The following is a 25,766-nucleotide window of genomic DNA, read 5'->3' as shown; positions in this document are numbered from 1 at the left end:
ATCGGTGCTCCTCTGTCCCGCAGTGGAAGATCCTCGGATTCGGTTCGACTCACGCACAGCGTTCTCGCTCGCGCTCAAGCACCGCGTGGACGCCTACTTTCAAGCCACGGGGCGCTCGCGGGGCGGCGGCGCACGCATGATGCTCAAGACGGCGGTCATCTTCGCCTGGCTGTTCGCGGGCTACGCCGGCGCGCTGGCGCTGGGGGGTTTCCTGGGCGGGTCCGGGTCATGGATCGCCGTGATCGCGTTTGGGCTCAGCTGCGGCTTGGCCACCGCCGGGCTCGGGATGGCGGTCCAGCACGACGGCGGTCACCTCGCCTACTCCGAGCGGCGCGGGATCAACAAGGCCGCCGCCTCGGTCCTCGATCTGCTTGGTGCGAGCTCGTATGTATGGCGAGTCAAGCACGGCGTCATTCATCACACTTATACAAACATCGAGGGCGTCGACGATGACCTGGACGCGGCCCCGTTCGCGCGCATGGCCCCCAGTCAGAAGCACCACCGGGCCCACCGCTTCCAACACCTCTACATGTGGCCGCTGTACGGGTTCTTGACCGCCAAGTGGTTTCTGTTCGACGACTTCAGCAACCTCGCGCGCGGCCGGATCGGCACCCACCGGATCCGTAGGCCGCGGGGCCTGGACCTGGGCATCCTCGTTGGCGGCAAGATCGTGCACTTCGCCTGGGCGCTGCTGATCCCGATCCTCGTGCTGGGCCTGGGCAAGGGGCTGGTGTTCTATGCGGCGCTGTCGGTCGCGTGTGGGGTGACCCTGTCGGTCGTGTTTCAGCTGGCGCACTGTGTGGAGGAGGCCGAGTTTGCCTCGACGAGCGAGGCCCAAGCACAGACTCGGGACTTCGCGGCGCACCAGCTCGCGACCACGGTCGACTTTGCCCGGGGCAACAAGCTGCTGAGCTGGTACGTTGGCGGGCTCAATTTCCAGGCCGTCCACCACCTGTTCCCCCGGGTCAGTCACCTGCACTACCCGGCGCTGGCCAAGATCGTCGAGCAGACGGCCGCGGAATTTGGCGTTCGCTACCGCGCCACCGAGAAGCTCCGCGCGGCCCTGCGCTCGCACTATCGGTGGCTGCGGCGAATGGGCAGCGGCGAGGCGGTTGGGCTCGCGTGACAGCGATGTCGTGACGGGTGGCCGGATCAGCGACGCCAACGTCGCTCCTGGGTCATGCCGGCCCTCGCCAGGCCACCTGCGCGGCTGATATCGCGGTTCTCGGGCGAAATCGCTGCGTAATCTATTGCCTGGCGAGTCGGCCCGCCACCTGCAAGAATGAATATCGCGAGACCCACCAACCTCGCGAGACACCTCATGAATTCTACATACTCTGCTTGGCCCAAGCCCCTCGTTCTGACCCTCGCCGCGGCCTGTGTTGCCGGGCTCGCCCTGGTCCCGCTCGTCGCCGATGCCTGCGGTGGGACCTTCTGTGACGCCGGCCCGCAGGTGATGCCGGTCGACCAGTCCGGCGAGAACATCCTGTTTTGGATCGACAACGGCGACGACGGCCCCCACACGGAGGCCCACATTCAGATCCAATACGAGGGCGACCCAGACCGGTTCGCGTGGTTGGTCCCGGTCTCCCAGGTGCCGGAGATCTTGGTTGGCTCGCAGGCGCTGTTCTCCAACATGCTCGCGGGCACGGTGCCAACGATCTCGGTCAACAGCCGGTTTAATGGCGACTGCGGGTTTGGTGGCGTTGGGCTTGGCTGCGGTGTTAGCTTCTCCGAAGACTTCATCAATGGCGCCAGTGACAGCGGCTTTGGCACGTTTGGAAGTGAAGAAGGCGGCGACGAGGGGCCCGAGATCCTCGATCGCGGGTTCGCGGGAGCGTTCGAATATGTGGTCCTGACGGGCGACAGCGTCGACGTGATCGTGGACTGGCTAGACGCGGCAGGCTACGCGCAAGACCCCGACGCGCCGCCGATCCTGCAAGAGTACCTCGACGATGACTTCGTGTTCGTGGCCTTCAAGCTGCGCGGTGGGGTTGGGGTCGACGAGATTCACCCGCTGGCGATCCGCTACCCGGGCGTCGAGCCTTGCATCCCGATCCGGCTGACGCGGATCGCCGCGACCGAGAACATGGCGATCCGGGCGTTCTTCTTGGGGAGCGATCGCGCGGCCCCGCAGAACTGGCCGCACGTCGAGCTCAACCTGGCCAAGCTCGACTGGCTTGGATCGGTCGCGACCAACTACCTCGAGCTGGTCGCGCTGGCGATCGACGAGGCCGGCGGGCGGGCGTTCGTGACCGAGTACGCTGGCACCGACGCGGTCGTGACGACCACCGGCATCGCGGGCGCCAGCTGGGACGGCGCGTCCTTTGTTGGGCTGCCGCCAGTAGAGGTCGTCTCGGTGCTCACGGATCAGGACCTGATGCTGTGCAGCAACGAGAATTGCGACTTCTATCACCCGCAGGTGCGCCCGGTTCTGCAGCGCTACTTGCCGGCCCCGGACGGCATGAACGAAGAGGCGTTTTGGTCGGACCTGTTCACCAATATTGACCTGATTGATCCGGTCGCGTGGGACACCCAGCCGGGCCTGGCCGCGGAGCTCGACGAGCGGATCTTCGTTCCGGGTGAGCACGCGCTCGACATGCTGGTCGACGCGACCTACCTGACCCGCATGTTCACGCTGATCTCGCCCCACGAGATGATCGAGGATCCGCTGTTCCACGAGACCAGCTCGCTCGGGACCGTTGACAACAACATTACGGCGACGCGGGTGTTCTCGTGTGACGAGAGCCCCGATTGGATCGAGCTCAGCGACGGTCGCAAGGTCGCGCTCGAGGCCGGCGCGTACCCACCTTTTGCCGACATGCCCAGCGCCCAGCGGATCGAGCGGGTGCCCACGGTCGGGCCGGCGCAGGTCGAGACCGACAACCTCGAGGAGATCGACGAGCTGATCGACGCTTCGAACCACGATCAGCTGGTTGGACCTTCGCCGTGGAATTGCTCGATCTCGCGGATGCGACCCGAGGCGATGCTGGCCATGTTCGCGCTGTTTGGTCTGGCGTGGTTCCAGCGGGCGCCACGACGCCGCTAGTCCGTCAACGGCGGCCGCCAGCTCTCCCAACGGGGTTGGCGGCGGCGCCCTAATTATTATTGACCTTCGAGCCCTTGACGTTGACCGGGCCCGAGCCCTTGATGTCGATCTTCGCGCCCGAGATCGCAATGTCACCGCTCTTCTTGAGCACGATCTTCGCGCTCCCGCACTTGATCGTGATCTCGTCCGCGGCCTCGAGCAGGGCCTTGGCCTTGCCGCTGATCGACATGTCTTTGGTCGAGCTGATCGTCAGCGCGTCTTCGCTGGTGATCCCCAGCGCCTTGCCGGTGGTGATCTGACCGGCCTCGGCGGCCTTGATGATCAGCTCTTTGCCGACCTCGATGCTCTTGTTCTCGCCAACGGTCTCACTTGCCGCGCCACCCACGGCCATGGCGATCGCCCCGCCAACTTCGATCCCCGCGGCCCCGCCGACGCTGGCGTTGAGCGCCCCGCCCACGCTGACCTGCATGATCGCGCCAACGCTGATCGTCTTGTTGGAGCCCACGCTCTCGCTCGCGTTGGTTGCGATGGTCTCGGTCCGATTGCTGCCGATCGTCTCTGTGTGATCCTTGCCAACCGTGATGGTCTGGTTGCTGACCACCGTCACGCTCATGTCGTTGTTGATCGTCTCTGTGTGGTCGTGGCCGATCGTGATGGTCTCGTCGTTGTCGACGTTGATCTTCTCGTCGTGCTTGACGTGCTTGGTGCGATCATTGCCAACCTCGAGCGACTCGTCGTGGCCCACGGTCTGGCGCTTGTCGTTCTCGACCGCGATCGTCCAGTCCTTCTGGGCGTGGATGTAGACCTCTTCGCTGCCGGCGGCGTCCTCGAAGCGCAGCTCGTTGCTGCCGTCGCCGCCCGGTGACGAGTTGGTCTTGATCCCGCTCTGGGTCTTGTTGTCGGGCAGCGAGTAGGGCGAAGCGTTGGCGCCGTTGTAGACGCAGCCGGTGATCAGTGGGCGGTCGGGGTTGCCCTCGAGGAACTCGACGACGACCTCCATGCCCACGCGGGGGATGAACTGCGCACCCCAGGCCGGCCCCGCCCAGCGCTGCGCGACGCGGATCCAGCATGACGAGGTGTCGTCGTAGGGCGGGTCCTCGTCCCAATAAAATTGCACGCACACGCGGCCGGACTCGTCGACGTGGATCTCTTCGCCGCTGGGGCCGGTCACGATCGCGGTCTGCGGGCCACGCACGTGGGGCTTGGGCGTGAGCGCGGCGGGGCGCAGGACCACGCTGGCTGGCACGCACTCGAACATGTTGCTGTAGCCACCGTGCGGGCCGGACTGGGCCTCGAGCGAGGGCAGGGCCGAGGGATCGTGGCCCTCGTGCTCGACGCGGAGCAGCAGCAGCTCTTCGTCGAGCTGCTCGAGCACGTGGCCGTCGGGCATGAACTTGAGCCCGGCCCGAAACCCGATCGCGTTGCCGCGACCGAACCCGCGCCGACCGGGTCGCGCGAGCGCAGCTTGCTGATCCGCGGCGCGCTCGGCTAGATCGTCGTTGAAGTAGCGGCGGCCCCCGTGCAGGTAGACCCGCCGGGTTCGCTGCAGCTCGTCGGGCGCGTCGGTCTCGCTGTCGAGCAGCGTGGTCGGCGTGCGCCAGTCGTAGTCGCGCCGCATCACGCCCGTGCTGGTCACCCGGCGCCGCCACTCGATCGCCTGGACCGACTCGATGTCGGCCTCGCCCGGGTTGTGGACGATCATTGGAAACACGTCGCTGGTGTCGAGGTTGGTGGCCGAGATCAGCTGGGTGCCGGTGTCGATCAGGCGCAGCTGCTCGGCGTCGAGCTCGTCGTCGTGGGCGAACACGTACGAGATGCCCTCTTCCTCGAGCAGGCGCACGACGAACGCGAGGTTGGACTCGCGGTACTGGGCGCAGTACTCCCGCGGCGTGCTCCCGCGCTGGACCGAACCTGGGTCATAGCTGCGATTGTAGACGCCCAGCTCGGTGCTCAGCACCTGCTCGACGATGTCGAGCACGCTCAGGTCTTGGAACATGCGCGTGTGAACCTGCTGATCCAGCAGCGCAAACGCGGGGCGCATGGTCAGCCGCAGCATCAGGTGATCACCCGAGAGCCCAAGCCAGTCGATCGCGGTGATGATGCCGTAGACCGAGCGGACGAACTCTTCGCGGACCAGGTTGATCTGCGCGTCGTGGCCAAGCAGATGTTCGAACGCGTAGTCGACCTCGGCGGTCACGATGTCGACGACGATCGTGTAGGGCTCGGACACCGCCTCGGTCATGCGAAACCGGTGGACGCGGACGTCCGCGGGCAGGGTGCCCGTGCCGCTCTCGAGCTCGTATGCCAGCGTGGGTAGCTGGCCCCGCGCTGGTGTGTCCCCGGAGGGCGATGGTGACTCGGGGGGCATGCGCGGCTCCGAAACGCGACAGACCTGCGCGCGCGTCAAGCATCACCCGGTCACGACTGTCGATCAAGCACGACCTTGGACGGTCGGGCTGTCGCTGACTCAGGGCGCGAAGGCTTCGAGATCCATGTAGCGATCTCGCAGCTGTGTCTGACGGGATGTCATGTCCAGCTCGTGCCCACGCACCCAGACCCGCTCGGCCCAGGTCGAGAGCTCGAAGGGATCAGGCCCATCCCAGACTACCAGGCTGGCGACCTTCCCGGGGGCGATCGTGCCGTACTCGCTGTCCATGCCGTAGGCCTTCGCGACGTTGAGCGTGATCGCTCGCAGTCCCGCGGCGTGCGACAGCCCGTTGGCGACGGCGATCCCGGCCTCTTGGGTGACGTTGCGGGCGTTGTGGCTGTCGAAGTGCGCGATCGCGACAGTGACGCCAGCGTCGTCGAGCAGCTTGGCGTTGTCGAGCCGCGCGCCCAGGGTGTCGAAGCTGCCAGGCAAGTTCTCGGTTGGCTGGATCACCACGATCACCTTGGCCGCGGCCAGCTCGCTGGCGACCTTCCAGCCTTCGCTGGCGCCAAGGATCGTGATTGAGATCGACAGCGACTCACCCAGCTCGATCAGCGCGAGCAAGTCACTGGCCCGGTCCGCGCGCACGACCAGCGGGATCTTGCGGTCGAGCACCGGCCACAGCGCGCGCAGATCCAGAGGATGGGCGACCAGCTCGCGGGATTGGTTGCGCTCGTAGTTGCGCTGGTTGTCGCGGTACCACTTGGCGTCCTCGAACGCCTGGCGAAGCTGCGCGAGCGAGGCCGCCCGCGAGCCCGCGTAGGCGCGCCCAAAGTTGGCAGCGACCGACACCCCCGAGGCCGCGACGATGTTGGCGTGATCACCTGGGAGCAGATCGATCCACGCGACCTCGCCCGAGATCAACCCACCTTGGGGCGCGACCGCGGCCGTCGTCACGCCCTCGATCGCCTGGATGGAGATCAGGGTCGAGTCGGCGTTGACGGCGGGCGCCGGGTCGTAGCCGGCCTTGATCGGGTTGGGATCGTGGCGGGCGTCGTCGTGGGTGCTGTCTTCGGCGCCGATCTCGACCACGCCGATCGTGGTGTCCGCGGCGATCAGCCCTGGGGTGATCAGCTTGCCCTGCAGATCCAGGGTGACCGACTTGGCGACGTTGGTGATCGTCGTGGCTTCGACCCGGACGATCTTGCCGTCCTCGATCAGGATCGAGCCGCCCTCGATCACGGTGCCGTCGCCAACCTCGATCTTGGCGTTGGACAAGATCAGCTTGTCGAACACCGCGGCGGGCAGCGGCTCGGCCTGCGCGCCACGGCTGGGCGGCGCGGCCTCGAGCGCGGCGGGGACCAACAGGGGCGAGAGCAGCAGCACCAGCGCCGGGAGGATCTTGTGGGTCATGCGGTTCATCCGTTTCATGGCGCACCTCGCAGCTCGTCGCGCAGGCCCAGGTCGAAGTCGGATCGCGGCCGGCTGTTGGGGCCGCGCTCGTAGACCAGCTCGCCGTCGATGAACACCAGCTGGGCCTGGCTGTACACGCTGAACGGGCTGCCGTTCCAGACCACGAGGTCGGCGGCCTTGCCGGGCTCGAGCGAGCCGGTTTGGTCGTCGACGCCCAGCGCCCACGCCGGGTTGATCGTCAGCCACTTCAGCGCCTGCTCGTCGCTGATCTCTACTCCAGCCTTGCGCCCGGCGAACAACGCCTTGCCGGCCTCTTGGTTGAGCCGCTGGATCCCCGTTGCCGAGTCCGAGTGAATGATCGCCCGGGCCCCGGCCTGGGTCACCATCGCCGCGTTCTCGCGCACGCCGTCGTAGGCCTCGACCTTGAACCCCCACCAGTCGGCCCAGATCGAGGCCGCGGTGTCGTTGGCGGCGAGCCGATCCGCGATCTTGTAGGCCTCGACCGCGTGGTGAAAGCTGCGGATCTCGAACCCGTAGCTGGCCGCGAACTCGAGCATCAAGGACATCTCGTCGGCGCGGTAGCAGTGCATGTGCACGAGGATGTCGCCGTCGAGCACGCCCACGAGGGTCTCGAGCCCAAAGTCGCGCGACGGTGGCTCGGGGCGCTGCTTCTCGTCGCGCTTGGGTGGTGGCTGCGGCTTGCCGCGCTTGGAATTTTGGGGTGCTGCGTTGGCCCGGCGCGAGTCGGTCTCGCCGACCTCCCACAGCGCGAGCTTGCGCCGGTAGGTGTCCCACTTGCGCTGGTACTCGACGGCCTCTTCGAAGGCCTTGCGGTAGCCGGCGACGTTGCCCATGCGGGTGACGGGGCCGCCCTTTTGTCCGTAGACCCGCTTGGGGTTCTCGCCGCAGGCCATCTTGAGCCCGGCCGGCGCCCCGGCAAACCGCATGTCTTCGGCCGAGCGCGCGCCCGGTCGCAGCTTGATCGTGAAGCTGCGCCCGCCGATCAGGTTGGCGGAGCCGGGCAGGATCTGCGCGGTGGTGATGCCGCCCGCCAGCGCGTGGGCGAGCTGCGGGTCCTGTGGCCAGAACCCGTCTTCGGCCCGGGCGTAGGGCGTGATCGGGCCGCTCATCTCGTTGCCGTCGCTGAGGCCCGAGAGCCCCGGCGAGGGGTACACGCCCATGTGCGAGTGGGTGTCGATGATGCCCGGCGTGATCACGGCGTCGGCCCCGAGCTCGATCACCGTTGCGTCTTTGGGGGCCTCGACGTCGCCGGGGGCACCCACGGCGACCAGCTCGTCGCCCACGAACAACACGGCGCCGGGCGAGTAGCTGACCCCGGTCGCGCTCATGACCTTGCCGGCGCGCAACAGCGTGGCGCGGCCCTGCGGATCGGGATCTTCGGCGTTGGCGGGGACTTGCTCGTCCGCGCCGTCGCTGGCGCCATCGGGGGGCGTCGTGGTGCTCGTTGGCTTGTCGCAGCCAAGCGAGATCGCCAGCGCGAGCGCTGGCATCAGCGGCCACAGGGCCATCTTCGATCGCATGGCGGGGAAGCTACGCTGCGAGGCCCGGCCACCGCAACACACGATCGATGATAGTGAGGCCCCTTGGGCGCGTGGCGACGGATCAACCCGACACGGGCCCCACATCCCGGGTTGCAACCGGCTCCCCGCCTTCATCATCGTTGCGATCTTTTTTCGCGTGGCGTTTGGTGGGTGGGTCGCAAAGACGGTGCTCGACGTGCAGCAACTGCGCGAATAGCTCGGTGTTCGGGTGTCGTGGGGGCGCGCTCGGGGGGCGGCGATTGGCCGGGCCGTGTCGCGCGCTCGAGGCCTGCGCGGGCGCGCGGTCAACTGCGCGAAGCGACCGCGTTGCTCGAGCAGATCGAGGTTGAGTTCGCGCGCGCCAAAGACGTGCTCATGACCGAGCGCTCGCTCGGTTGAGCCGCTACAAATCGTGGGATCGCCCGACAGCGCCCATGATAAAATCCGCGCCATGGGACGCATTCGCTCGCTCGTTGTCGCCGCATGGTTTCCGCTGCTCTTGACGGGGTGTCCTTCCGACGACTCTGGCGACGCGGGGTTCAACACCTTCGCGACCCTGCCCGCCGAAACGACCGGCGACGGCGACGGCGACGGCGACGGCGACGGCGATACGGCGGAGACCAGCGGCACGGGCACCGAAACCGGCCCCGGCAGCTGTGGCGATGGCGTCGTCGACCCCGGTGAGGAGTGTGACCTTGGGCCGGGCAACGCCGAGTCGGCCAACTGCACTCCCAACTGCACGATCGCCGCGTGTGGGGACGGCTTCGTCTACGAGGGTCTCGAAGCCTGCGACGACGGCAACACCGACAACACCGACGCGTGCGTGCAGGGCTGCGTGGTCGCCAGCTGTGGCGACGGCTTCGTGCAAGCGGGCGTGGAAGAGTGCGATGACGGCAACGACAACGAGGCCGACGGCTGCAACTCGATGTGTCTGCCAGGCACCTGCGGCGACGGGGTCGTGCAAGAGGGCGAGCAGTGCGACGACGGCAACAGCGACACGACCGACGACTGTCCCGCGTGTCAGCTGGCGTTTTGCGGCGATGGCTACCTTCGGGCCGGCGTCGAGGAGTGCGACGACGGGAACATGCTCGACACCGACGCGTGCATCTCGGTCACCTGCACCAACGCGATCTGTGGTGATGGGCACCTGCAAGAGGGCGTCGAGGGCTGCGACGACGGCAACTTCGAAGACTCGGACGTGTGCCCGGGTAGCTGTCAGGACGCGTTTTGTGGCGACGGCTTCGTGCACGAGGGCTTCGAGACCTGCGACGACGGCAACAACGTCAGCGACGACGGCTGCGACGCCATGTGCATCGCCGAGTGCGGCAACGACTGCTGGGGCGAGTTTGGCTGCCTGACCGACGCCGGTCGCTGCGTGCGGTTCTCGTGCCGCTCCGCCGACGCCGGGCCCACCTTCTGCGACAGCTGCATGGGCTGGAACGAGGTCACCTATGATGAGTGGCTCAACCAGGGCTACTGCGAAGAGGTGATCGCCAAGTACCGCGACGAGTACGCCTACGCGACCGCCTGCGGCAACGCGCCAAGCTGCTGCGTGGACCAGAACAGCTGCGGCGGTGGCGACAACGCCTGGCACTTCGTCGACGGCAACACCAACTACTACACGGGTCCGTGCCTTGGCTGTCAGGGCGCCCCAGACTGCACCTACTGGAACAACATCACCTCGGGCACCTACACGCGCATCAGCGTGTGCCAAAAGAACTGAGCTGGGTTCCTTTGGACCCCCAACGGGTAATTTGTGCGCGATGCCAGGAGTGGCCTCTGTGAGGGGACTTTAGGCACATTTCCCGTGTGCAGGGCGGCTCTGCTACCGTCCCGGCGTGCACCCAGCCTCACGCAGCCTGATCGGCCGCTGGACCTACGCAGCCAAGCTCGACAGCTGGCCAAAGTTGCTCGTGCCCATGCTGTTCGGTCAGGCGTTGGGCGTGGCGGCGGCGGGGCAGCTGAACCCGCTCGCGTTCGGACTTGGACTCGCGATCACGCTCTGCGAGCTGTTGTTCGTGGTGTTCCTCAACGACTGGGGCGACCGCCGCGTCGATCGGATCAAGCGGCAGATGTTTCCGGATGACTGCTCGCCCAAGACGATCCCCGACGAGATCTTGCCGGCTTCGGCGGTGCTGACTGCAGGCGTGATCGCTGGCCTCGCGGTGGTGGGCGCGGCGTTCGTGGCCGAGCACTTGCTGGCCCGGCCCGGCCTGGGCTGGGCCGCCCTCGGGCTGCAGACGCTGTTCTTGGCCTACAGCTTCGCGCCCCTGCGGCTCAACTATCGCGGCGGCGGCGAGTGGCTCGAGGGCCTCGGGGTGGGGCTGGCGCTGCCCTGCTTTCACCTGTTCTTGCAGAGCGGCGCCTCGGTGTGGGTGCGCGAGCTGTGGCTGGTGCCGGGGTTCTTCCTGCTGGCGATCGCCAGCGCGGTCGCCAGCGGCCTCGCCGACGAGCAGAGCGATCGCCGGGGCGGCAAGCGAACCTACGCGAGCGAGTACGGCAACCGTGCCGCCCGCGCGCTGGTCGAGCGCTTGGTGCTGGCGGCGTGCCTGATCTGGGCGGTGAGCATGCGCATCAGCGGCGCGGTGCCGGCCCCGATCGGCGCGCTCGCGGTCATCGTGATCCTGGTCAATTGGCGGCGGCTGCGAGCGGTCAGCCCCGAGGCCAAGACCAACGCGTTCGTCGCACAGCGGCGCTACAAGCACTTTCTCCACCAGGCTCAATGGCGCAGCGCTGCGCTGATCTCCGTCGCCCTGATCGCGCTGACGATGATCGGCTCATGCGGGGGATGGCGCGGTTGATGGCGCTCGCGGCCAAGCGGTCCGCGCCCGACATCGACGCGCAGCTGCGCGCCACGACCGAAGCGCTCGAGGGCCGGGTGGGCCCGCTGCGCACGTTGGATCCCGCCCGCGAGCTGGCCACCCCGCTGCGCGGCGTCCACCGCCGCGCGCTTGCGGAGCTCGACGGTGCCGTCAACTCTGGCGAGCTGGCGCAGGCCCTCGCCGCGCCGGTGGCCGAGGGCCTGTGCGCGCTCGCGCTGGCCCAGGTCGAAGCGTTTCCCGGCAATCTGTTTTGGGATCTGGACTTGATCGCCGCGGCGATCGTGAGCCAGGCGCGCGCGCTCGAGACGGCTGCCGCGATCAGCCATGTCCAGGATCAATTCCAGCGCATGGCCGCGCTCCAACACCTCTACGGCCGCGCGACGGCGATCAACTTCTCGTACGTGCACGACTTCGTGTACGGGTTTGACTGGGCCAAGTGGGTTGCGCGCGAGCCCTCGCTTCACGCGGAGGTGCCCGGCCCGTTCTCGCCGCGGTTCTTGGTGTACATGCACGCGCGCGGGCTCGAGCTGCTCGAGCTGATTCGCGAGGATGACAGCAAGTACCCCAGCTTGCCCGACGACCAAGCCCGCAACCCCTTCGAGTTTTCGCGCGAACCGCCAGCCGAGATCGCGCTGCACCGGGAGCTCGCCCGCCGGGATCTGATCCCCGTGCCGACCTGGGACGCTAACGGTGTTCGCCGCGATTGGAGTATGCGCTGGCGCGAACCCTTCGCAACCCGGCGAGTCGAGGTCGCTCACGAACTCGGGCTCCTGCTGTCTTCGGGTTCGACGTAGCCAGCGGGATTTCGCGTGTTAGAGTCCACCGCCGATGCCCCAGGTCTCTCGCCAGCGCCGGCTCCTCGCGGGCAGGTCGACGGTCGACCAGACCGTCGCATGGCTGCTGCGCCTGGCGTTCTCGCTGGTGATCTCGGCCGTGATGTTGAGCACCGCTGGTGCCTCGTCCATCAAGGGTGAGCGGGAAGGCGAGCGGGAAGGCGAGCGCGGGGAGTTCGCCCCGCACCTGGTCACGGAGCCCTGCCACGACACCGAGTCGATCGAACTCGGTGCCGTGCAGGTGGACGCGTCGCGTCGCCTGCACACGAGCGGCGGGGCCCGCGGACGTTCCCTCGATGAGCTTCGCGTGCCCCGCGTGATCGCGCCGCAGGTGCAGACGATCCCTCGCTCACGCTGGCTCCGGCGATCATTGCCACCAGACGACGAAGAAGACCCCCAGTCCTGAACTGGGTCCGTCCTGGCGGCCTCGTTGACGAGGTCGCTGGCAGGGTGCAGCGCGTTCGCGCTGTCGTTGTCTCGTCGATCTATTTGGCTCTGTTCGCATGGAAAAAAACCTCAATTCTCCCTCTTCTTCTCCTTCAAATAAGCCTCAAGGGCTGCGCGCCACGCTTGGCAGCGATCTCCTCAGCGGCGCGGTGGTGTTCTTGGTCGCGCTGCCGCTGTGTCTGGGCATCGCCCTGGCCTCGGGTGCCCCGCTCATCTCTGGGCTGATCAGCGGCATCGTTGGCGGCATTGTCGTTGGCTCGCTCAGCGGCTCGCATACCAGCGTCAGCGGCCCAGCCGCTGGCCTCGTCGCGGTCGTGCTCGCGCAGATCGCCGCGCTCGGCAGCTTTGAGGCGTTCTTGCTCGCCGTCCTGATCGCGGGGGTGATGCAGCTCGGCTTGGGTCTGGCCCGCACGGGCGCGCTCGCGTCGTTTGTGCCAACCAGCGTGATCAAGGGTCTGCTCGCCGCGATCGGGGTGATCCTGGTGCTCAAGCAGATCCCCCACGTGTTCGGGCACGACAGTGATCCCGAAGGCGAGATGGCCTTCGAGCAACCCGACCGCGAGAACACCTTCTCCGAGCTGTTCGAGATCGTGAACCACCTGCACGTGGGCGCCGCCGTCATCGGCATGCTCTCGCTTCTGCTCTTGGTGCTGTGGGGTAAGTCCGAGAAGCTCAAGCGCTTTCCGGCGCCGCTCGCGGTCGTGCTCTTTGGCGTCGGCCTGAGCGTCGTGTTCGAGCAGCTCGGCGGCCCGTGGGCGATCTCGGTCAGTCACATGGTCCAGGTCCCGGTCGTCGAGGGCGTATCGGGCTTCCTGGATCTCCTGACCTGGCCCGACTTTTCGCAGTGGTCCAACCCAGGCATCTATGTGGCCGCCGTGACGATCGCGGTGGTCGCTTCGCTCGAGACCCTGCTCAACCTCGAGGCGGTCGACCGGCTCGACCCCGAGCAGCGCAGCTCACCGCCAAACCGCGAGCTGCTCGCGCAGGGCGCCGGCAACATGGTGGCGGGGTTGCTCGGCGGCCTCCCAATCACCTCGGTGATCATCCGCGGTTCCGTCAACATTCAGGCCGGCGGCAAGACCAAGCTCTCGGCGATCTGGCACGGGATCTTGCTGGTGGTCATGGTCGTTGGCCTGCCGTGGGTGCTCAACCGGATCCCGTTGTCGTGTCTGGCCGCGATCCTGCTCCTCACCGGGTTCCGCCTGGCCAGCCCCGCGGTCGCCCGCAAGATGTGGGACGCCGGCTGGGATCAGTTCATCCCGTTTGCGACCACGGTCGTCGCGATCGTGTTCACGGATCTGCTCATTGGTCTGTGCATTGGCATGGGCGTGACCGTGTTGTTCATCCTCAGTCGCCAGCTGCGTCGGCCGGTCCGGCGCATCGCCGAGAAGCACCTTGGCAACGAGGTCCTTCACATCGAGCTCGCCGAGCAGGTCTCGTTCCTCAATCAGACCGCGCTCGATCGGGTGCTCGAGGACATTCCCCGGGGCAGTCACGTGCTGCTGGACGCCCAGGCCAGCACCTACATCGATCCGGACGTGCTCGCGCTGATCCGCGAATACCGTGACGTGCGGGCGCCGGCCCGCGGCGTGGAGCTGTCCATGGTCGGCTTCAACGAGGAGTACGAGCTCGAGGACAAGGTCCTGTACGTCGACTACTCCACCCGGGAGCTGCAGGATCAGGTCACTCCCGCGCAGGTGCTCGAGATCTTGCGTCAGGGCAACCAGCGCTTCGCCAGCGGTCAGCGACTCAACCGGGATCTCGCCCGGCAGATCGGGGCCACCGCCGAAGGTCAGCACCCGCTAGCGGTGGTGCTCAGCTGCATCGACTCGCGCACGCCCGCCGAGCTCTTGTTCGACATGGGACTTGGCGACGTGTTCAGCGTGCGGGTGGCCGGCAACGTGATCAGCCCCAAGGTGCTCGGCAGCATGGAGTACGCATGTGAGGTGGCCGGGTCACGGTTGATCGCGGTCGTCGGGCACACCCGCTGTGGGGCCGTGACGGCCGCCGTCAATCAAACGGTCACGCCGCCGGCGCCGTCCGAGGACCTGCCTCGCTGCCAGCACCTTCACACGATCATCGAGGACATCCTGGGCTGCGTGGACACCGACGACTTGAGCGGGTTCGAGGAGCTATCGAACGAGCGTCGGAGCGAGCTGATCGACCAGGTCGCGCGGCGCAACGTGCTCGCCGTGACCAAGCGGATCATCAGCTCGAGCGACACCCTGGCGAAGCTGGTCGAGGATCGGCGAATCGCAATTGTTGGGGCGCTCTATGACGTCTCGACCGGCACGATGGAGTTCATGACCGACGAAGCGATCGGTCTCGACGACAGCTCCGAGTAGCGAACGCCGCACGGCCCGCCCACCGCTTCGGCGGTGGGCCGGCCGCCCGCAGACCCTCTACAACCGCCCCCCGACCTGTGCTAAACACTCCCTCGGAAGCAAAGGGGTTCAGAGGCTGAGGTGATCGCGGTCGGAGCTGCTCACGCAGCTCGCAGATCGAGGAAAGTCCGGGCCCCACAGGGCAGGGTGCTTGCGAAATGCAAGTCGGGGTGACCCGCAGGAAAGTGCCACAGAAAGCAAACCACCGGCGTTCGCGTCGGAAAGGGTGAAAGGGTGCGGTAAGAGCGCACCGGTCCCTCGGTGACGAGGGTCGCATGGTAAACCCCACTCGGAGCAAGGCCGAACAGGGACACGTCTCGAGCCTTCGGGTGACAGACAAGGGGTGGCCCGCCCCGTCCCGGGTAGTGCCGCGTAGAAGAATGATCACCACCTGAGCGAGGCAACGAACTCAGGGACAAAACCCGGCTTACGATCCTCTGAGCCCCTTTGCTTCTGTTTTTTTGTGGGCGGGACGGCAACCCGGGGTGGCCTGGCCTGGCTTGGTCAGCTTGGTCAGCCGAACAGGTCGATCTTGAAGAAGCCGACGACCAGCCAGGCGACCAGGCCCACGCAGCCTGCGAACCCCAGCGCGTAGAGCAGCCCGGGCGCGGTCAGGCGCCTGATGTCGATCGCGTCGATCTTGGGGCCGACGAGCAGACGCACCGTGCCCATGTAGAACAACACCATGCCCGCGGTCAGCCCAAGCGCGAGCGGGGCACCTGCGTGGCCCACCGCGTCGCGGCTGGTTGGGGTGCCGACGTCGACCGCGTAGGCGGCGATGTGTACGAAGTAGCGAAAGCCCCAGTAGCACGAGACCATGAGCATGGCCCCGCCGAGGGTGAACCACACGGCCCGGCGCGCGCCTTGGGTCTCGAGATCCTCGAACACGCGCCGAGTGTCGCACGTTCTCGGCGGCTCGCGAGCGGCCTGCCCGCGTCGTGTAATGTCGGTCGGTGGCCAAGCTCTCCAGTCACCGGATTCGTGCGGCGAACCTCGATCTGCACTGGCTCGAAGCCGGCGAAGGGCCGGTCGTGTTGTTTGTCCACGGCTGGCCAACCAGCGCCGAGCTGTGGCGCAAGATCCTGCCGGTCGTTGGCCAGACCCACCGCGCGATCGCCCTGGATCTGCCCGGCTTCGGCGGCTCGGAAAAGCCGCTGGATCAGCGCTATGGGTTTACCTTCTTCGAGTCGGCGATCGACGGTTTCCTCGCCGAGATCGGCGTCGATCGCCTGAGCCTGGTCGTCCACGATCTTGGCGGGCCGGTCGGGCTGTACTGGGCTTGCCGCCATCGCGAGCGGGTCGAGGCGCTCGCGCTGCTCAACACCTTGGTGTTCCCCGTGCCCTCGTGGGCGGTCGTGGCGTTCGTGGCCGCCAGCTACACGCCAGGTCTTCGCCGATGGCTGGCGAGCCCAGCGGGGGTAGCGGCTTCGATGCGCTTGGGCGTGGTCAACCGCGAGGTGATCACTGATGAGGTGGCGCGCCTCTACACCGATCCGTTCACCGAGTGGGCGGCCGGCAAGGCGCTGCTGCGGACCGCCCAGGGGTTGGGACCCGGCGGGTTTCGCTTCATCACCCAGACCATGCCGGCGTTCGCCGATATCCCGGTTCGCATGATCTACGGCGAGAACGATCGGATCCTGCCCGACGTCGCCAAGACCATGGCCAAGCTCGGCGGCCTGCTGCCCCAGGCCGAGATCACGGCGATCCCCAATTGCGGGCACTTCCTGCAAGAAGACCAGCCCGATCAAGTCGCGCGCTTGCTCAGCGAATTCCTGATTGCGGCGACTGGCGCAGGCAATTGACCCTCAGGTTGAATGAGAGCGTGTTTTCTGCGCGCAAAAAAACGGAAGAGGGCCCTCGACATGGTCTAAGTGAGGCATTCGACGTCCACACCGAGACGCGCCGGTCGGCTTGGCTTCGGTCGACGTGAAAGCGGGGTCTACCGCGGTAGAGGTTGTCAACCTTGCTCACGCATTGGACGCCGACACCGCCGATGTACCGCAGCCACAGTCGAGGGTGGGGCGTTGGTGTTCTCGAACAACAATGTCGAGGGGACGTGGCTCTGGCGAGGAGGCGTTGGGTGCGGTGTCCTACGGGCCCGCGGGTTCGGAGATCGAGTGGAGGGACCCGGCTGAGCCGATCGAATCGTTCTTGACTCAGGTCGTGGATGGCGCAGCTCAGATGAGTTGGGTGATGACTCGAGGAGCTCATGCAGCAGACCTTCCTCGCCGACGTCGAGGACTGAGCCGTCACGAGGAGCCGGACGGTCCCCTGCCCGGAGCCTGAGCCTCGGTGCGGTCGCCGACGGGGACTTCGACGGTGATGGACGGTAGGAGACGCTCTTCATGAACGAGTATCATCGGCAATACATCGTCAGCCATGCTCTAGGCAGCGGGCGAGGGGTTCGATGCTGGGCCTGTAGAAGGTCGAGTAGCAGCACGTGCTCCTCGTCGATCTCGCCTGCGGCAGGCCGCGGTGCTCGAGTAGAATGCGTGCGCGGCAGCGATGTCGCTGTGAGTGAAAGTTGCGACTATGACCTGGGCCTCGCGACTCATGGCGACGTCATGGTCGTGGTCGTGGCGGGCGCGGTGGTGTAGCGGATAGGAGCTACTGCGTGCAGCAGCATCCAACCCAGTCGCCTTGGAGCCACCCGATGGACTGGCCGCAGCCCAAACTGGATTGGCCGCCAACAAGTCCACCGTTGCAGATGTTCATGCTGTCGGTGTAGACGTGGGTGTTGTGGTCGCACCCGTTGTTGACGCAAATCTCACCAAAGCTGGCACACATTTCATCACAGTTGATGAAGCCATCTGCTTGGCTGTAGCATGGGTAGAACGTGGGTAAACAGTCGCCATCGACGCAGGAGCCGATGTCGGGGGCCCCTTTATTGAGCCAGTTGCAGACAGTACCACAAGACCCGCAGTTGTCATTGTTCTCCATGACGTCGATGCACTGACCATCGCACATCATCTCGTTGGGATTGGGACAAGGCGGATCGCCATCGCCATCGCCATCGCCATCGCCATCCCCACTAACCTCCATACACAAATTCCCAATGCACTCGAGGTCTCCGAGGCATTGTCCGCCGTTGCACTCACAGTTGAGCTCGCCGGGGATGCAATTGGGATCGCTGCATACATCACCGACACATTCGAGGTCGCCAAGGCACTGGCCACCGTTGCACTCACAGCCCAGTTCGCCAGGGATACAGCTGGCGACGCATGTGTTGTCGACACACTCGAGCTCGCCAAGGCACTGGCCTGCGTTGCACTCGCAGTTGAGCTCGCCTGGAATGCAGGCCGGATCGCCGTCGCCATCTCCGGTGTCGCTATCGCCGGTGTTGTCGCCATCGCCATCCCCGGTCTTGTCACCGTCGCCGTCGCCTTGCTCGGTGCTGCCGGGCCCGCTCGTGGTGTCGTCGCTCTTGCCGTCGTCGTTGCACGCGAAGACGAGTGGAAGCACGAACAAGCTCAGCAAGGGCAGCCGCTTCATGTGCTCACGTTTGCACGCGGGGGCTCGGCTGGCAATCGTGATCGCGCGCCGTGGGGGGCTGCCTCCCAGTCTGGCGAACGTGCCAGTTCGCCCCTTGGGCCGGCTCGACGACGCGGGCCTGCGTGGGTTCAGGGCTGCGAGGACCGGTGGGCTCCCGGCGGACAGGAGCAGGGATCCCGGTCGGCGATGGCGTTTGGGGCCGTGAGCATGCGCAAAACAAGCGGACCCTACCCGTGGCAATTATGGCGAAGCTCCAAGACGGAAGCACCGATGACCCATTGACTACGCTTCGTCGTGCATCAGCTTGCGGACGAACGGCGAGATGGCGATCAGCACCACGCCACAGATCACCGCATACAGCGACAGCTGCTCATAGCCGTCCGTGTACCCGCGCAGCCGGTCCACGCCTGGCGCGCTGTCGTCAACGCTGGCCATCCCCGCGCCCAGTAGTCCGGCCAAGTATTGACCATACGCGCTCGCCAGAAACCACGGGCCCATGATGATCCCAAATATGCGCTTGGGCGAGAGCCGGGTCATCGCCGATCGGCGACAGGCAAAGCTCGCCGACCGTCATGACCAGCCAGGCCAGACTGAACAGCGCCAGCGACGATATCCCGTCGGATTCGGCGTAGCGCATCAGGCTGTGAAACAAGTAAAAGCCGCCCGTAACAAAGAAGAAGCCGTGCCCAAACTTGACCACCCGCCAAGCGCGGCCCCGATGTTGATCCCGGAGTAGAACTGCCCAAAGCCGCGCGTCGCGGCGCTTGTCGCCGTCATGGTAGAGCAGACCCACGATGCCCGAGATGTTCGGCTTGAAGAAGCCAGTGCCCACGATCGTGATGCTGGTGCCGATATAAAACAGCTCGCTCGGGGCCGCTGCTACGGTGAAGCTACCCACGATCATCAAGAGCCCGCCCCAGGTGATCGACTTGCGAAAGCCCAGGATCTTGTCGGCAAAGAAGCCGCCGACAAAGGTCATCGCGTAGACGAACGCTTGGATCGCCCCGTGCTGCAAGCTGGCGTCGGCCTTGGTCAGCGCGAGCTGCTCGGCATGAACACCGTCAGCACGCCGCGCATCCCGTAGAAGCAAAACCGCTCCCACATCTCGGACAGAAACAACCACCACAGCTGGTGCGGATACTTGCCTTTGAAGTCTCGGATCGCGGCCAGGCGGGGATCGAGAGCGGTCGCCTGCGGTTGCTCAGACGTCATCCACGCACTTCCTTGTTTAGACCCCCGGAGGATATCGCACTTCGCAGGTCACTCGCTTCGCTCGCTCCCGACGGGTTGTTTGCGGGCGGGGGCATGAGTGGCCCCCTCGAAGGGGGCTTGTTTAGACGCCCCCGGAGGGTGTTGACCTTCGCGGGTCACTCGCTTCGCTCGCTCCCGACGGGTGACTCCGGTGATCTGGTAACGTCCTCACCACCCATGCGGACGCTGCTCACCTGGTCCGACCGCGGCCGCGACGGCCCGGCGCCGGACCACCAAGGCCAACGACCCCGGAGCGATCGCGGACCGCTGATGCGCCTGCTCGAGCACGGCGATGGCTGGGACCGGGTCGTCGTGCTGTGCCTCGAAGACGGGGGCCGGGCCGCGGCGGGGTTGGTCCGTGAGCTTCGCGAGCTCGACCACGCGCCAGCGGTGGAGCTGCGGATCCTCGAGCTCGATGATCCATCGGATCACGCCCAGCTGTTCACGGTGCTCGGCCCAACCGTCGCGCAGTTCAGCAGCGAAGCCGGCAGCCTCGATGTCTGCCTGTCAGCCGGGACCCCACAGATGCAGACCCTGTGGGTGATCCTGGTCGCGGCCGGGCTGCTGCGTGCGCGGATGCTGCAGGTGATCCCGGCGGTGTTTGTGCCCAACCCGCACCCGCACCCGATCCGCGTGGTGCGACTCGACATCGAAGGCTTCCCCGAGATCCGAGCGATGCGCGAGGAGCTGGGCCGGCTGCGGGCCGAGTCGCACGCGCGCACGGGATCGCTGATCGGCGAGAGCGAGCCGATGCGCGGGTTCTTGCGCCGGCTCACCCACGTCGCGCGGGCCGACGTGCCCGTGTTGATCCACGGCGAGACCGGGACCGGCAAAGAGCTGGTCGCGCGGGCGATCCACGCCGCCAGCGATCGCGCGCGCGGTCCCCTGGTCGCGGAGAACTGCGCCTCGTTCTCCGAAGGGGTGCTCGCCAGCGAGCTGTTTGGCCACGAGCGCGGGGCCTTCTCCGGCGCCGCCACGCGCCACCGCGGACTGTTCGAGCAAGCCGACGGCGGCACCTTGTTCCTCGACGAGATCGCCGAGACCAGCCCGCGGGTCCAAGTGATGCTGCTGCGGGTGCTGCAAGAGGGCCGGCTGCGTCGGGTCGGTGGCGAGTCCGAGATCCAGGTCGACGTGCGGGTGATCGCGGCCACGCACCGCGACGTGCCGGCCATGGTTGCGCGCCAAGAGTTCCGCGAGGATCTCTGGTACCGACTGCGCGGCGCGACCTTGGAGCTCCCGCCGCTGCGCGAGCGCGGCCGCGACCTCGAGCTCTTGGTCGGCCACTTCATCGCCGAGACCCACACCGGCGAGGGCGAGCGGGCGTGGCCAACAGCGCAGGCGTGGGCGGCTCTGCGGGCGTATCGCTGGCCGGGCAACGTCCGCGAGCTGCGGGCCGAGGTCGTGCGCTGGCGGGTGTTCTACGCGGATCAAGACACGATCGGACTCGACATGCTGTCACCAGAGATCCGCGCGGCGCTGACCCAAACGACGTCGCCCGAGCCGCCGGACAGCGGCCCCGAGCTCGGCGTTGACGAGCCACCGCGGCCGCTGGTCGAGCAGCTTGGTGTGGTCGAGGCGCGCGCGCTGCAGGCCGCGCTGAGCTGGTCGTCGGGCAACCTCTCGAAGGCCGCGCGGGCGCTGGAGATCGACCGCAACACGCTCAAGGCCAAGCTCGCTCGCCACGGCCTGCGCTGAGGCGCCCGCGCTCAGGGGTTGGAGATCAGCAAGCGAAGCCCCTCGCCCGCAACCAGCACATCATCGACACCATCGGCGTTGAGATCGGCGACCTCCACCGTCGTGAGTTGGTTGAAGTCGCTCAACCACAGCAGCGTGTGGTAGCCGCTGAAGGCCTCGGGCTGAATGCTGCTCCCAAACAGCACGCCAACGTCGCGGCTGTCGGCGTTGGCGACGATGAGATCGACGGCGCCGTCCTTGTTGAGGTCGCTCGCGGCCGCGTCGATCGGCTTGTCGCCGACGGCGGCCACGCACCAGCTGTCGTGAAGTGAGCCGGCACCTTCACCAAACAGAAGCTGAACCGCGTCGAGTCCCTCGAGCACCGCGGCGACATCGAGCCAGCCATCTTGGTCGAGGTCGGCGGTCACGAACGCGGTCGGCTTCTCGAGCAGTGGGTAGGTCTCCTCGGGCATGAAGGTGCCGTCGCCGACGCCACGCAGCACCGACAGCGAGGCGTCGCCGTAATTGCTGACGACCAGATCGAGGGTTGTGTCGTGATCGAAGTCGACCAGCGCGATGTCGTTGGGTTCGTCGCCGACGTCGTATTCCACCGTTGTGCCGAGCAACCCCATGCCCTGTCCAAACAGGGTTGAGATCGAGTCGTCGCCGTGGTTGGCCACGACGACATCGAGCGGGTGACCCTCAGCGAGCGACGCGAGGGCGATCGCGCGGGGCTTGTCGCCGACACTGTAGGTCCGCCACGGCCCACCGCCGCCTTCGGAGTTCGAGCTGTAGATGAGCACGGAGTCGTTTGACTCGCGGGCGAACACGAGATCATCGACGAGGTCACCGTCCAAGTCGCCGGCGGCGACGCCCCGATAGTCGCTATCTGGCACGAGGAGCTCGGACTGCAAGGGAAAGCTCCCGGTGCCGTCACCAAGCAACACGAACGCGGTGTCTTTGACGGCGACGGCGATGTCCAGCTTGCCATCGCCGTTGAAGTCACCGACTGCCAGCGACTGGATCTCGACCCAGTCGAGCAGCTCGACGCCCGTGAAGCAAAACTCCCCGGGATCCACGTTGCCGTCCCCGCAGCTGGGCTCGTCGTCGTCGATGCCGCCATCGCCATCGCCGTCGCCATCGCGACCGCCATCGCCACCGCCATCGCCATCGCCATCGTCGTTGGGGTTGGCGTCGTCGTTAGGGGCGCCGTCGCTGGTCTCGTTGTCCGAGCCGCTCGTCGCTTCGCTGTCAGTCTCGCCAGCGTCGTCGAGCATGTAGTCGGGATTAGGGACGTAACATGCCGAAAGGACCACTGTAGCGACGCCGAACTTCGTCAATCCAATCGTTGCGTATGAGGCCACGACCTGACTATAGCGCCGGTCCACAAAAGTCCAGGCGCACGGACCGAGCCCCACGGTAGCGACGAGCGCCGGGCGACACCGCGCCTCCTCGCCAAACCGTGTCGCGCACCCGTCTCTCAGGCTATCTGTCGCAACTTCACCACTTTAGTGACAGCAACGTGACGGCAAAAATGGCGCTTTTAGGGCTCAAGCTCGACGTCGATACAGTGGTCGCGGATCCGTAGTGTTGCCTTGGTAGCTGACTGAAAATGCAGTCAAGCACCGCAGCCCCGTCTCGAGCGACTTGCCGGGGGCAAGCTCGAACGAGCTGTAGCCACAGCGCTGCATGTACGAGAGCTGATCGGGCAACACATCGCCAAATGCTCGCAATTCGCCCGTGAAGCCGTAGCGATCACGCAGTAGCCGGGCCAACGAATAGTGCCGACCGTCGGTGAATTTGGTGACCTCGATTGCAACCAGTACGCGATCGCGCAGGCGCTCGGCGATTTGCTCTGGATCGGCGTTGCCCGGTACCCACACCCCCCAAGCGCCGGTTCGCTGCTCGAGCGCTTGGCGGTCACGTTCGGCGCGCGCGAGCGTGACCAACACCGGCAGCGCGTCGAGGCTTGGGAATGGGTCGTCGTCGCCAAGCCGCTGCCAGTGATCAATTGCGATCTCTGGCTTGCCGCTTGCGCCCACGCGGACGATTCGCCGCGCGCCCGGGTGCAGTTCGGGGGTCTCAGACATGGTCGTTGGAACCATAGAGTTGCTCCTTGAATGGCTCGAAGCCGGCCCGGCGCACGTAGTCGAGGAAGCGCTCGTCAGCCGACTCGCGGTTGTCGATGTAGGTCCGCAGCACGTTGGCGACGGCGTCGACGATCTCGGCGCTTGGCAGGGCGGGCCCCAGGATCTTGCCGATCGAGGCGTCGTCGCCGGGCGAGCCGCCGAGCATCAGCTGGTAAAATTCTTCGCCCTGCTTGTCGATGCCCAGGATCCCGATGTTGCCGACGTGGTGATGGCCGCAGGCGTTGATGCAGCCCGAGATGTTGAGGCTGATGTCGCCGAGGTCGTGGAGGTAGTCGAGGTCTTCGATCTTGTCGCTGATCCGCGTGGCGATTGGGATGGAGCGCGCGTTGGCGAGGTTGCAGTAGTCCAGGCCCGGGCACGCGATGATGTCGGTGACCTTGCCGATGTTGGGCTCGGCCAGATCCAGCGCGCTGAGCCGCGCGTGCAGATCCGGCAGGTGGCGGCTCTCGACGTCGGGCAGCACCAGGTTCTGCTCGTGCGCGACGACGATCCGGCCAAACCCGTAGCGGTCGGCGAGCTCGGCGACCAGCTCCATCTGCTCGGCGGTGGCGTCGCCCGGAGGCTTGCCCTTGGCCTTGAGCGAGATCATCACGATCGAGTAGCCGGGCTGTTTGTGCGGGATTACGTTGCTGGCCACGAACCGCCCGAGCGCGCGGTCCTTGCTGAGCGCGAGCGACTGCACGAACAGATCGCTGGACTCGAGCGCCGCGTAGCCCGGGTCGGCGAAGTCAGCGGCGACCCGATCGAACTCTGCCTGGGTCAGCTGCATCGCGCCGTCGCGGATCAGCGCCCACTCGGCCTCGACCTGCTGGCTGAACGCTTCGATGCCGAGCGCGCCAACCAAGATCTTGATGCGGGCCTTGAACTTGTTGTCGCGCCGGCCATAGCGGTTGTAGACCCGCAGGATCGCCTCGAGGTAGCTCAGCAGGTGCTCGCGGGGCAGGAACTCGCGGCAGATCTCGGCGATCCGCGGGGTCCGACCCAGGCCGCCGCCAACTAGGATCTGGAACCCGTGGGGGTCGTCGGGCCCGGGACCGGGGATCGCCCGAACGCCGATGTCGTGGACGCGCACGGCCGCGCGGTCGGCCGTTGGCGCGCCGGTGACCGCGATCTTGAACTTGCGTGGCAAGAACGCGAACTCGGGGTGCAGCGTGGACCACTGCCGAATGATCTCGCAGTAGACCCGCGGATCCACGAGCTCGTCACGCGCGACCCCAGCGAGGTGATCCGAGGTGGTGTTGCGAATGCAGTTGCCGCTGGTCTGGATCGCGTGCATCTGCACGGTTGCGAGATCGGCCAGCAGATCCGGGACGTCCTGCAGCCGCGGCCAGTTGTATTGGATGTTCTGCCGGGTCGAGAAGTGGCCGTAGCCGCGGTCGTAGGTGCGCGAGACCTGGGCGAGCATGCGCAGTTGATCGCTCGACAATAGCCCATAGGGGATCGCCACACGCAACATGTAGGCGTGCAGCTGCATGTACACGCCGTTTTGTAGGCGCAGCGGCTTGAACTCGTCTTCGGTGATCTCACCGCTGAGGCGGCGCGAGATCTGGTCGCGAAACTGCGCGACGCGTTGATCGACGAGGGCCTGATCGTAGTGGTCGTAGCGATACATGATGGACCTCGTCAGGCGCTGGCGGCCGCCGTTCGCGACGCGGTCGCGACGAGCTGCTGCGGCACGGGGCGCAGCGAGATCGTTGGGCCCTCGGCGCGGATCTTCTCGCGCAGGCTGACCGGCGCAAGGTGGCCGAGCTCGGCCCGGCGGACCTCGATCCAGTACGGATCGCAGACCAATTTTTGCTGCCCGCGCGCGGCCTCGAGCAGCGACTGGCGCTCATCCTCGCTGCTGATCGGGTGACCTGCGCTGAGCTTGTGAGTCCAGCGGCCGCTGGACTGGAGGTAGATCGGTGCGCCGCTCTCGGTCGCGCTGCCAGTGATGATCCAAAGCTTCATGGTGGGCTCCGTGGAGCGCGAAGCTAAGCACGACAGTATTACGGTAATCCACGACTTAATATGATCTCCGCGCGTGGGTGGCACCGAAAGGCTCTGAAATCATCGCAAATACGCCGTTTCTAAGCCGCTATATAACACGGTTCGATGTGTGTTATTTGGCTGGCTCGAACCAGGGAAGGCACGCGCAGCACACGCTGCATCGCGGTGGCACCCAAACAACACCAGGACGGGCGTCAGGTTATCGGGGCCGCCGGTCTCGCCCTCGCGCCGCTGTGCGGGTGCGACAGTTCCGAACGAGGCCCCAGCGAGTACCGCGACGCGGCAGAGCAGCTCGAGCTTGGCGAACCCGTGGCCAACGCCGTGGTTTGACAACGCAAACTGCGATGTCGCTG

At 66.4% G+C, this 25,766-nt stretch carries 19 protein-coding genes, 1 other RNA gene and 1 pseudogene; 11 read left to right on the top strand and 10 right to left on the bottom strand.

Features of this window, described 5'->3' with window-relative positions; genetic code table 11:
* Window positions 1–22 precede the first annotated feature (22 nt).
* Together DB30_RS07740 and DB30_RS07735 are read left to right on the top strand one after the other, a co-directional pair.
* A complete protein-coding gene (locus DB30_RS07740; protein ID WP_052547373.1) occupies window positions 23–1,126 on the top strand; it encodes a fatty acid desaturase family protein in 1,104 nt (367 codons plus the stop codon).
* Window positions 1,127–1,321: 195 nt separating this feature from the next.
* On the top strand, window positions 1,322–3,049 hold the full coding sequence (locus tag DB30_RS07735) for a DUF2330 domain-containing protein (protein WP_052547371.1): 1,728 nt from the start codon (window positions 1,322–1,324) through the stop codon (window positions 3,047–3,049).
* Window positions 3,050–3,098: 49 nt separating this feature from the next.
* Here DB30_RS07735 and DB30_RS07730 read toward each other — a convergent pair whose 3' ends face one another.
* The 3 genes from DB30_RS07730 to DB30_RS07720 form a co-directional block, all read right to left on the bottom strand.
* The gene (locus DB30_RS07730; protein ID WP_052547368.1) at window positions 3,099–5,417 is read right to left on the bottom strand and encodes a type VI secretion system Vgr family protein; all 2,319 of its coding nucleotides are present in this window, start codon (window positions 5,415–5,417) and stop codon (window positions 3,099–3,101) included.
* A 99-nt stretch (window positions 5,418–5,516) separates the two neighbouring features.
* Window positions 5,517–6,848, bottom strand: a complete 1,332-nt coding sequence (locus DB30_RS07725; RefSeq protein ID WP_146658251.1) for an amidohydrolase family protein — start codon at window positions 6,846–6,848, stop codon at window positions 5,517–5,519.
* Window positions 6,845–8,371 carry an amidohydrolase gene (locus tag DB30_RS07720; protein ID WP_240480186.1) on the bottom strand — a complete coding sequence of 509 codons (1,527 nt, stop codon included), beginning with the start codon at window positions 8,369–8,371 and terminating at the stop codon, window positions 6,845–6,847. The genes DB30_RS07725 and DB30_RS07720 overlap by 4 nt, the downstream gene beginning before the upstream one ends.
* Between DB30_RS07720 and DB30_RS07715 the strand changes: the two genes are divergently transcribed.
* The 7 genes from DB30_RS07715 to rnpB all read left to right on the top strand — a co-directional run bounded on the left by DB30_RS07715 (window position 8,370) and on the right by rnpB (window position 15,303).
* Entirely contained in the window at window positions 8,370–8,588 is a 219-nt protein-coding gene (locus DB30_RS07715; protein WP_052547364.1) for a hypothetical protein, read from the top strand. The two genes, DB30_RS07720 and DB30_RS07715, sit on opposite strands and share 2 nt — an antisense overlap.
* Window positions 8,589–8,822: 234 nt before the next feature.
* On the top strand, window positions 8,823–10,094 hold the full coding sequence (locus DB30_RS07710; RefSeq protein WP_052547363.1) for a DUF4215 domain-containing protein: 1,272 nt from the start codon (window positions 8,823–8,825) through the stop codon (window positions 10,092–10,094).
* A gap of 115 nt (window positions 10,095–10,209) precedes the next feature.
* On the top strand, window positions 10,210–11,172 hold the full coding sequence (locus DB30_RS07705; protein ID WP_052547361.1) for a prenyltransferase: 963 nt from the start codon (window positions 10,210–10,212) through the stop codon (window positions 11,170–11,172).
* Window positions 11,151–11,987, top strand: coding sequence for a ferrochelatase (locus DB30_RS07700; RefSeq protein WP_146658250.1), 837 nt, complete (start codon window positions 11,151–11,153; stop codon window positions 11,985–11,987). The genes DB30_RS07705 and DB30_RS07700 overlap by 22 nt, the downstream gene beginning before the upstream one ends.
* A gap of 34 nt (window positions 11,988–12,021) precedes the next feature.
* Entirely contained in the window at window positions 12,022–12,432 is a 411-nt protein-coding gene (locus DB30_RS07695; RefSeq protein WP_052547358.1) for a hypothetical protein, read from the top strand.
* A gap of 97 nt (window positions 12,433–12,529) precedes the next feature.
* On the top strand, window positions 12,530–14,818 hold the full coding sequence (locus DB30_RS07690) for a SulP family inorganic anion transporter (protein WP_052547356.1): 2,289 nt from the start codon (window positions 12,530–12,532) through the stop codon (window positions 14,816–14,818).
* 107 nt (window positions 14,819–14,925) lie between these two features.
* Window positions 14,926–15,303: RNase P RNA component class A (rnpB, locus tag DB30_RS07685), an RNA gene on the top strand.
* A gap of 67 nt (window positions 15,304–15,370) precedes the next feature.
* Here rnpB and DB30_RS07680 read toward each other — a convergent pair.
* Window positions 15,371–15,745 carry a hypothetical protein gene (locus tag DB30_RS07680; protein WP_052547355.1) on the bottom strand — a complete coding sequence of 125 codons (375 nt, stop codon included), beginning with the start codon at window positions 15,743–15,745 and terminating at the stop codon, window positions 15,371–15,373.
* Window positions 15,746–15,810: 65 nt separating this feature from the next.
* On the opposite strand from DB30_RS07680, the gene DB30_RS07675 reads away from it, so the two are divergent.
* Window positions 15,811–16,659, top strand: coding sequence for an alpha/beta fold hydrolase (locus tag DB30_RS07675; RefSeq protein ID WP_052547353.1), 849 nt, complete (start codon window positions 15,811–15,813; stop codon window positions 16,657–16,659).
* A gap of 805 nt (window positions 16,660–17,464) precedes the next feature.
* Here DB30_RS07675 and DB30_RS07670 read toward each other — a convergent pair.
* On the bottom strand, window positions 17,465–18,349 hold the full coding sequence (locus DB30_RS07670; RefSeq protein ID WP_052547352.1) for a hypothetical protein: 885 nt from the start codon (window positions 18,347–18,349) through the stop codon (window positions 17,465–17,467).
* 282 nt (window positions 18,350–18,631) lie between these two features.
* Window positions 18,632–19,561: pseudogene (locus DB30_RS43040) on the bottom strand (oligopeptide:H+ symporter).
* A gap of 216 nt (window positions 19,562–19,777) precedes the next feature.
* Between DB30_RS43040 and DB30_RS07660 the strand changes: the two are divergent.
* On the top strand, window positions 19,778–21,295 hold the full coding sequence (locus DB30_RS07660; protein WP_052547347.1) for a sigma-54 interaction domain-containing protein: 1,518 nt from the start codon (window positions 19,778–19,780) through the stop codon (window positions 21,293–21,295).
* Window positions 21,296–21,306: 11 nt separating this feature from the next.
* Here the strand turns inward: DB30_RS07660 and DB30_RS07655 are convergent, their stop codons facing one another.
* The 4 genes from DB30_RS07655 to DB30_RS07640 all read right to left on the bottom strand — a co-directional run bounded on the left by DB30_RS07655 (window position 21,307) and on the right by DB30_RS07640 (window position 25,374).
* Window positions 21,307–22,551, bottom strand: coding sequence for an FG-GAP repeat domain-containing protein (locus DB30_RS07655; RefSeq protein WP_052547345.1), 1,245 nt, complete (start codon window positions 22,549–22,551; stop codon window positions 21,307–21,309).
* Window positions 22,552–22,824: 273 nt separating this feature from the next.
* A complete protein-coding gene (locus tag DB30_RS07650; RefSeq protein WP_146658249.1) occupies window positions 22,825–23,364 on the bottom strand; it encodes a DUF934 domain-containing protein in 540 nt (179 codons plus the stop codon).
* Window positions 23,357–25,036 (bottom strand): nitrite/sulfite reductase, encoded by a 1,680-nt coding sequence (locus tag DB30_RS07645; RefSeq protein ID WP_052547343.1) that lies wholly within the window; start codon window positions 25,034–25,036, stop codon window positions 23,357–23,359. The genes DB30_RS07650 and DB30_RS07645 overlap by 8 nt, the downstream gene beginning before the upstream one ends.
* A gap of 11 nt (window positions 25,037–25,047) precedes the next feature.
* Complete coding sequence (locus DB30_RS07640) at window positions 25,048–25,374, bottom strand: DUF2849 domain-containing protein (protein WP_052547341.1); 327 nt, start codon at window positions 25,372–25,374, stop codon at window positions 25,048–25,050.
* Between the last annotated feature and the right edge of the window lie 392 nt (window positions 25,375–25,766).

The sequence above is a fragment of the Enhygromyxa salina genome (assembly GCF_000737335.2).
GTDB classification, from domain to species: domain Bacteria; phylum Myxococcota_A; class Polyangia; order Nannocystales; family Nannocystaceae; genus Plesiocystis; species Plesiocystis salina_C.
The sequence above is the reverse complement of the archived record's forward strand: the minus strand, read 5'-3'. Positions and strand labels throughout refer to the sequence as shown.

Excerpts from the sequence above, each read along its gene's own strand:
- DB30_RS07690 (WP_052547356.1), top strand. The coding sequence starts at position 12,530 with ATGGAAAAAAACCTCAATTCTCCCTCTTCTTCTCCTTCAAATAAGCCT.
- DB30_RS07715 (WP_052547364.1), top strand. The coding sequence starts at position 8,370 with ATGGCGGGGAAGCTACGCTGCGAGGCCCGGCCACCGCAACACACGATC.
- DB30_RS07640 (WP_052547341.1), bottom strand. The coding sequence starts at position 25,374 with ATGAAGCTTTGGATCATCACTGGCAGCGCGACCGAGAGCGGCGCACCG.
- DB30_RS07720 (WP_240480186.1), bottom strand. The coding sequence starts at position 8,371 with ATGCGATCGAAGATGGCCCTGTGGCCGCTGATGCCAGCGCTCGCGCTG.
- DB30_RS07655 (WP_052547345.1), bottom strand. The coding sequence starts at position 22,551 with ATGCTCGACGACGCTGGCGAGACTGACAGCGAAGCGACGAGCGGCTCG.
- DB30_RS07645 (WP_052547343.1), bottom strand. The coding sequence starts at position 25,036 with ATGTATCGCTACGACCACTACGATCAGGCCCTCGTCGATCAACGCGTC.
- DB30_RS07670 (WP_052547352.1), bottom strand. The coding sequence starts at position 18,349 with ATGAAGCGGCTGCCCTTGCTGAGCTTGTTCGTGCTTCCACTCGTCTTC.
- DB30_RS07725 (WP_146658251.1), bottom strand. The coding sequence starts at position 6,848 with ATGAAACGGATGAACCGCATGACCCACAAGATCCTCCCGGCGCTGGTG.
- DB30_RS07700 (WP_146658250.1), top strand. The coding sequence starts at position 11,151 with ATGCGGGGGATGGCGCGGTTGATGGCGCTCGCGGCCAAGCGGTCCGCG.
- DB30_RS07660 (WP_052547347.1), top strand. The coding sequence starts at position 19,778 with ATGCGGACGCTGCTCACCTGGTCCGACCGCGGCCGCGACGGCCCGGCG.
- DB30_RS07695 (WP_052547358.1), top strand. The coding sequence starts at position 12,022 with ATGCCCCAGGTCTCTCGCCAGCGCCGGCTCCTCGCGGGCAGGTCGACG.
- DB30_RS07710 (WP_052547363.1), top strand. The coding sequence starts at position 8,823 with ATGGGACGCATTCGCTCGCTCGTTGTCGCCGCATGGTTTCCGCTGCTC.
- DB30_RS07735 (WP_052547371.1), top strand. The coding sequence starts at position 1,322 with ATGAATTCTACATACTCTGCTTGGCCCAAGCCCCTCGTTCTGACCCTC.
- DB30_RS07650 (WP_146658249.1), bottom strand. The coding sequence starts at position 23,364 with ATGTCTGAGACCCCCGAACTGCACCCGGGCGCGCGGCGAATCGTCCGC.
- DB30_RS07730 (WP_052547368.1), bottom strand. The coding sequence starts at position 5,417 with ATGCCCCCCGAGTCACCATCGCCCTCCGGGGACACACCAGCGCGGGGC.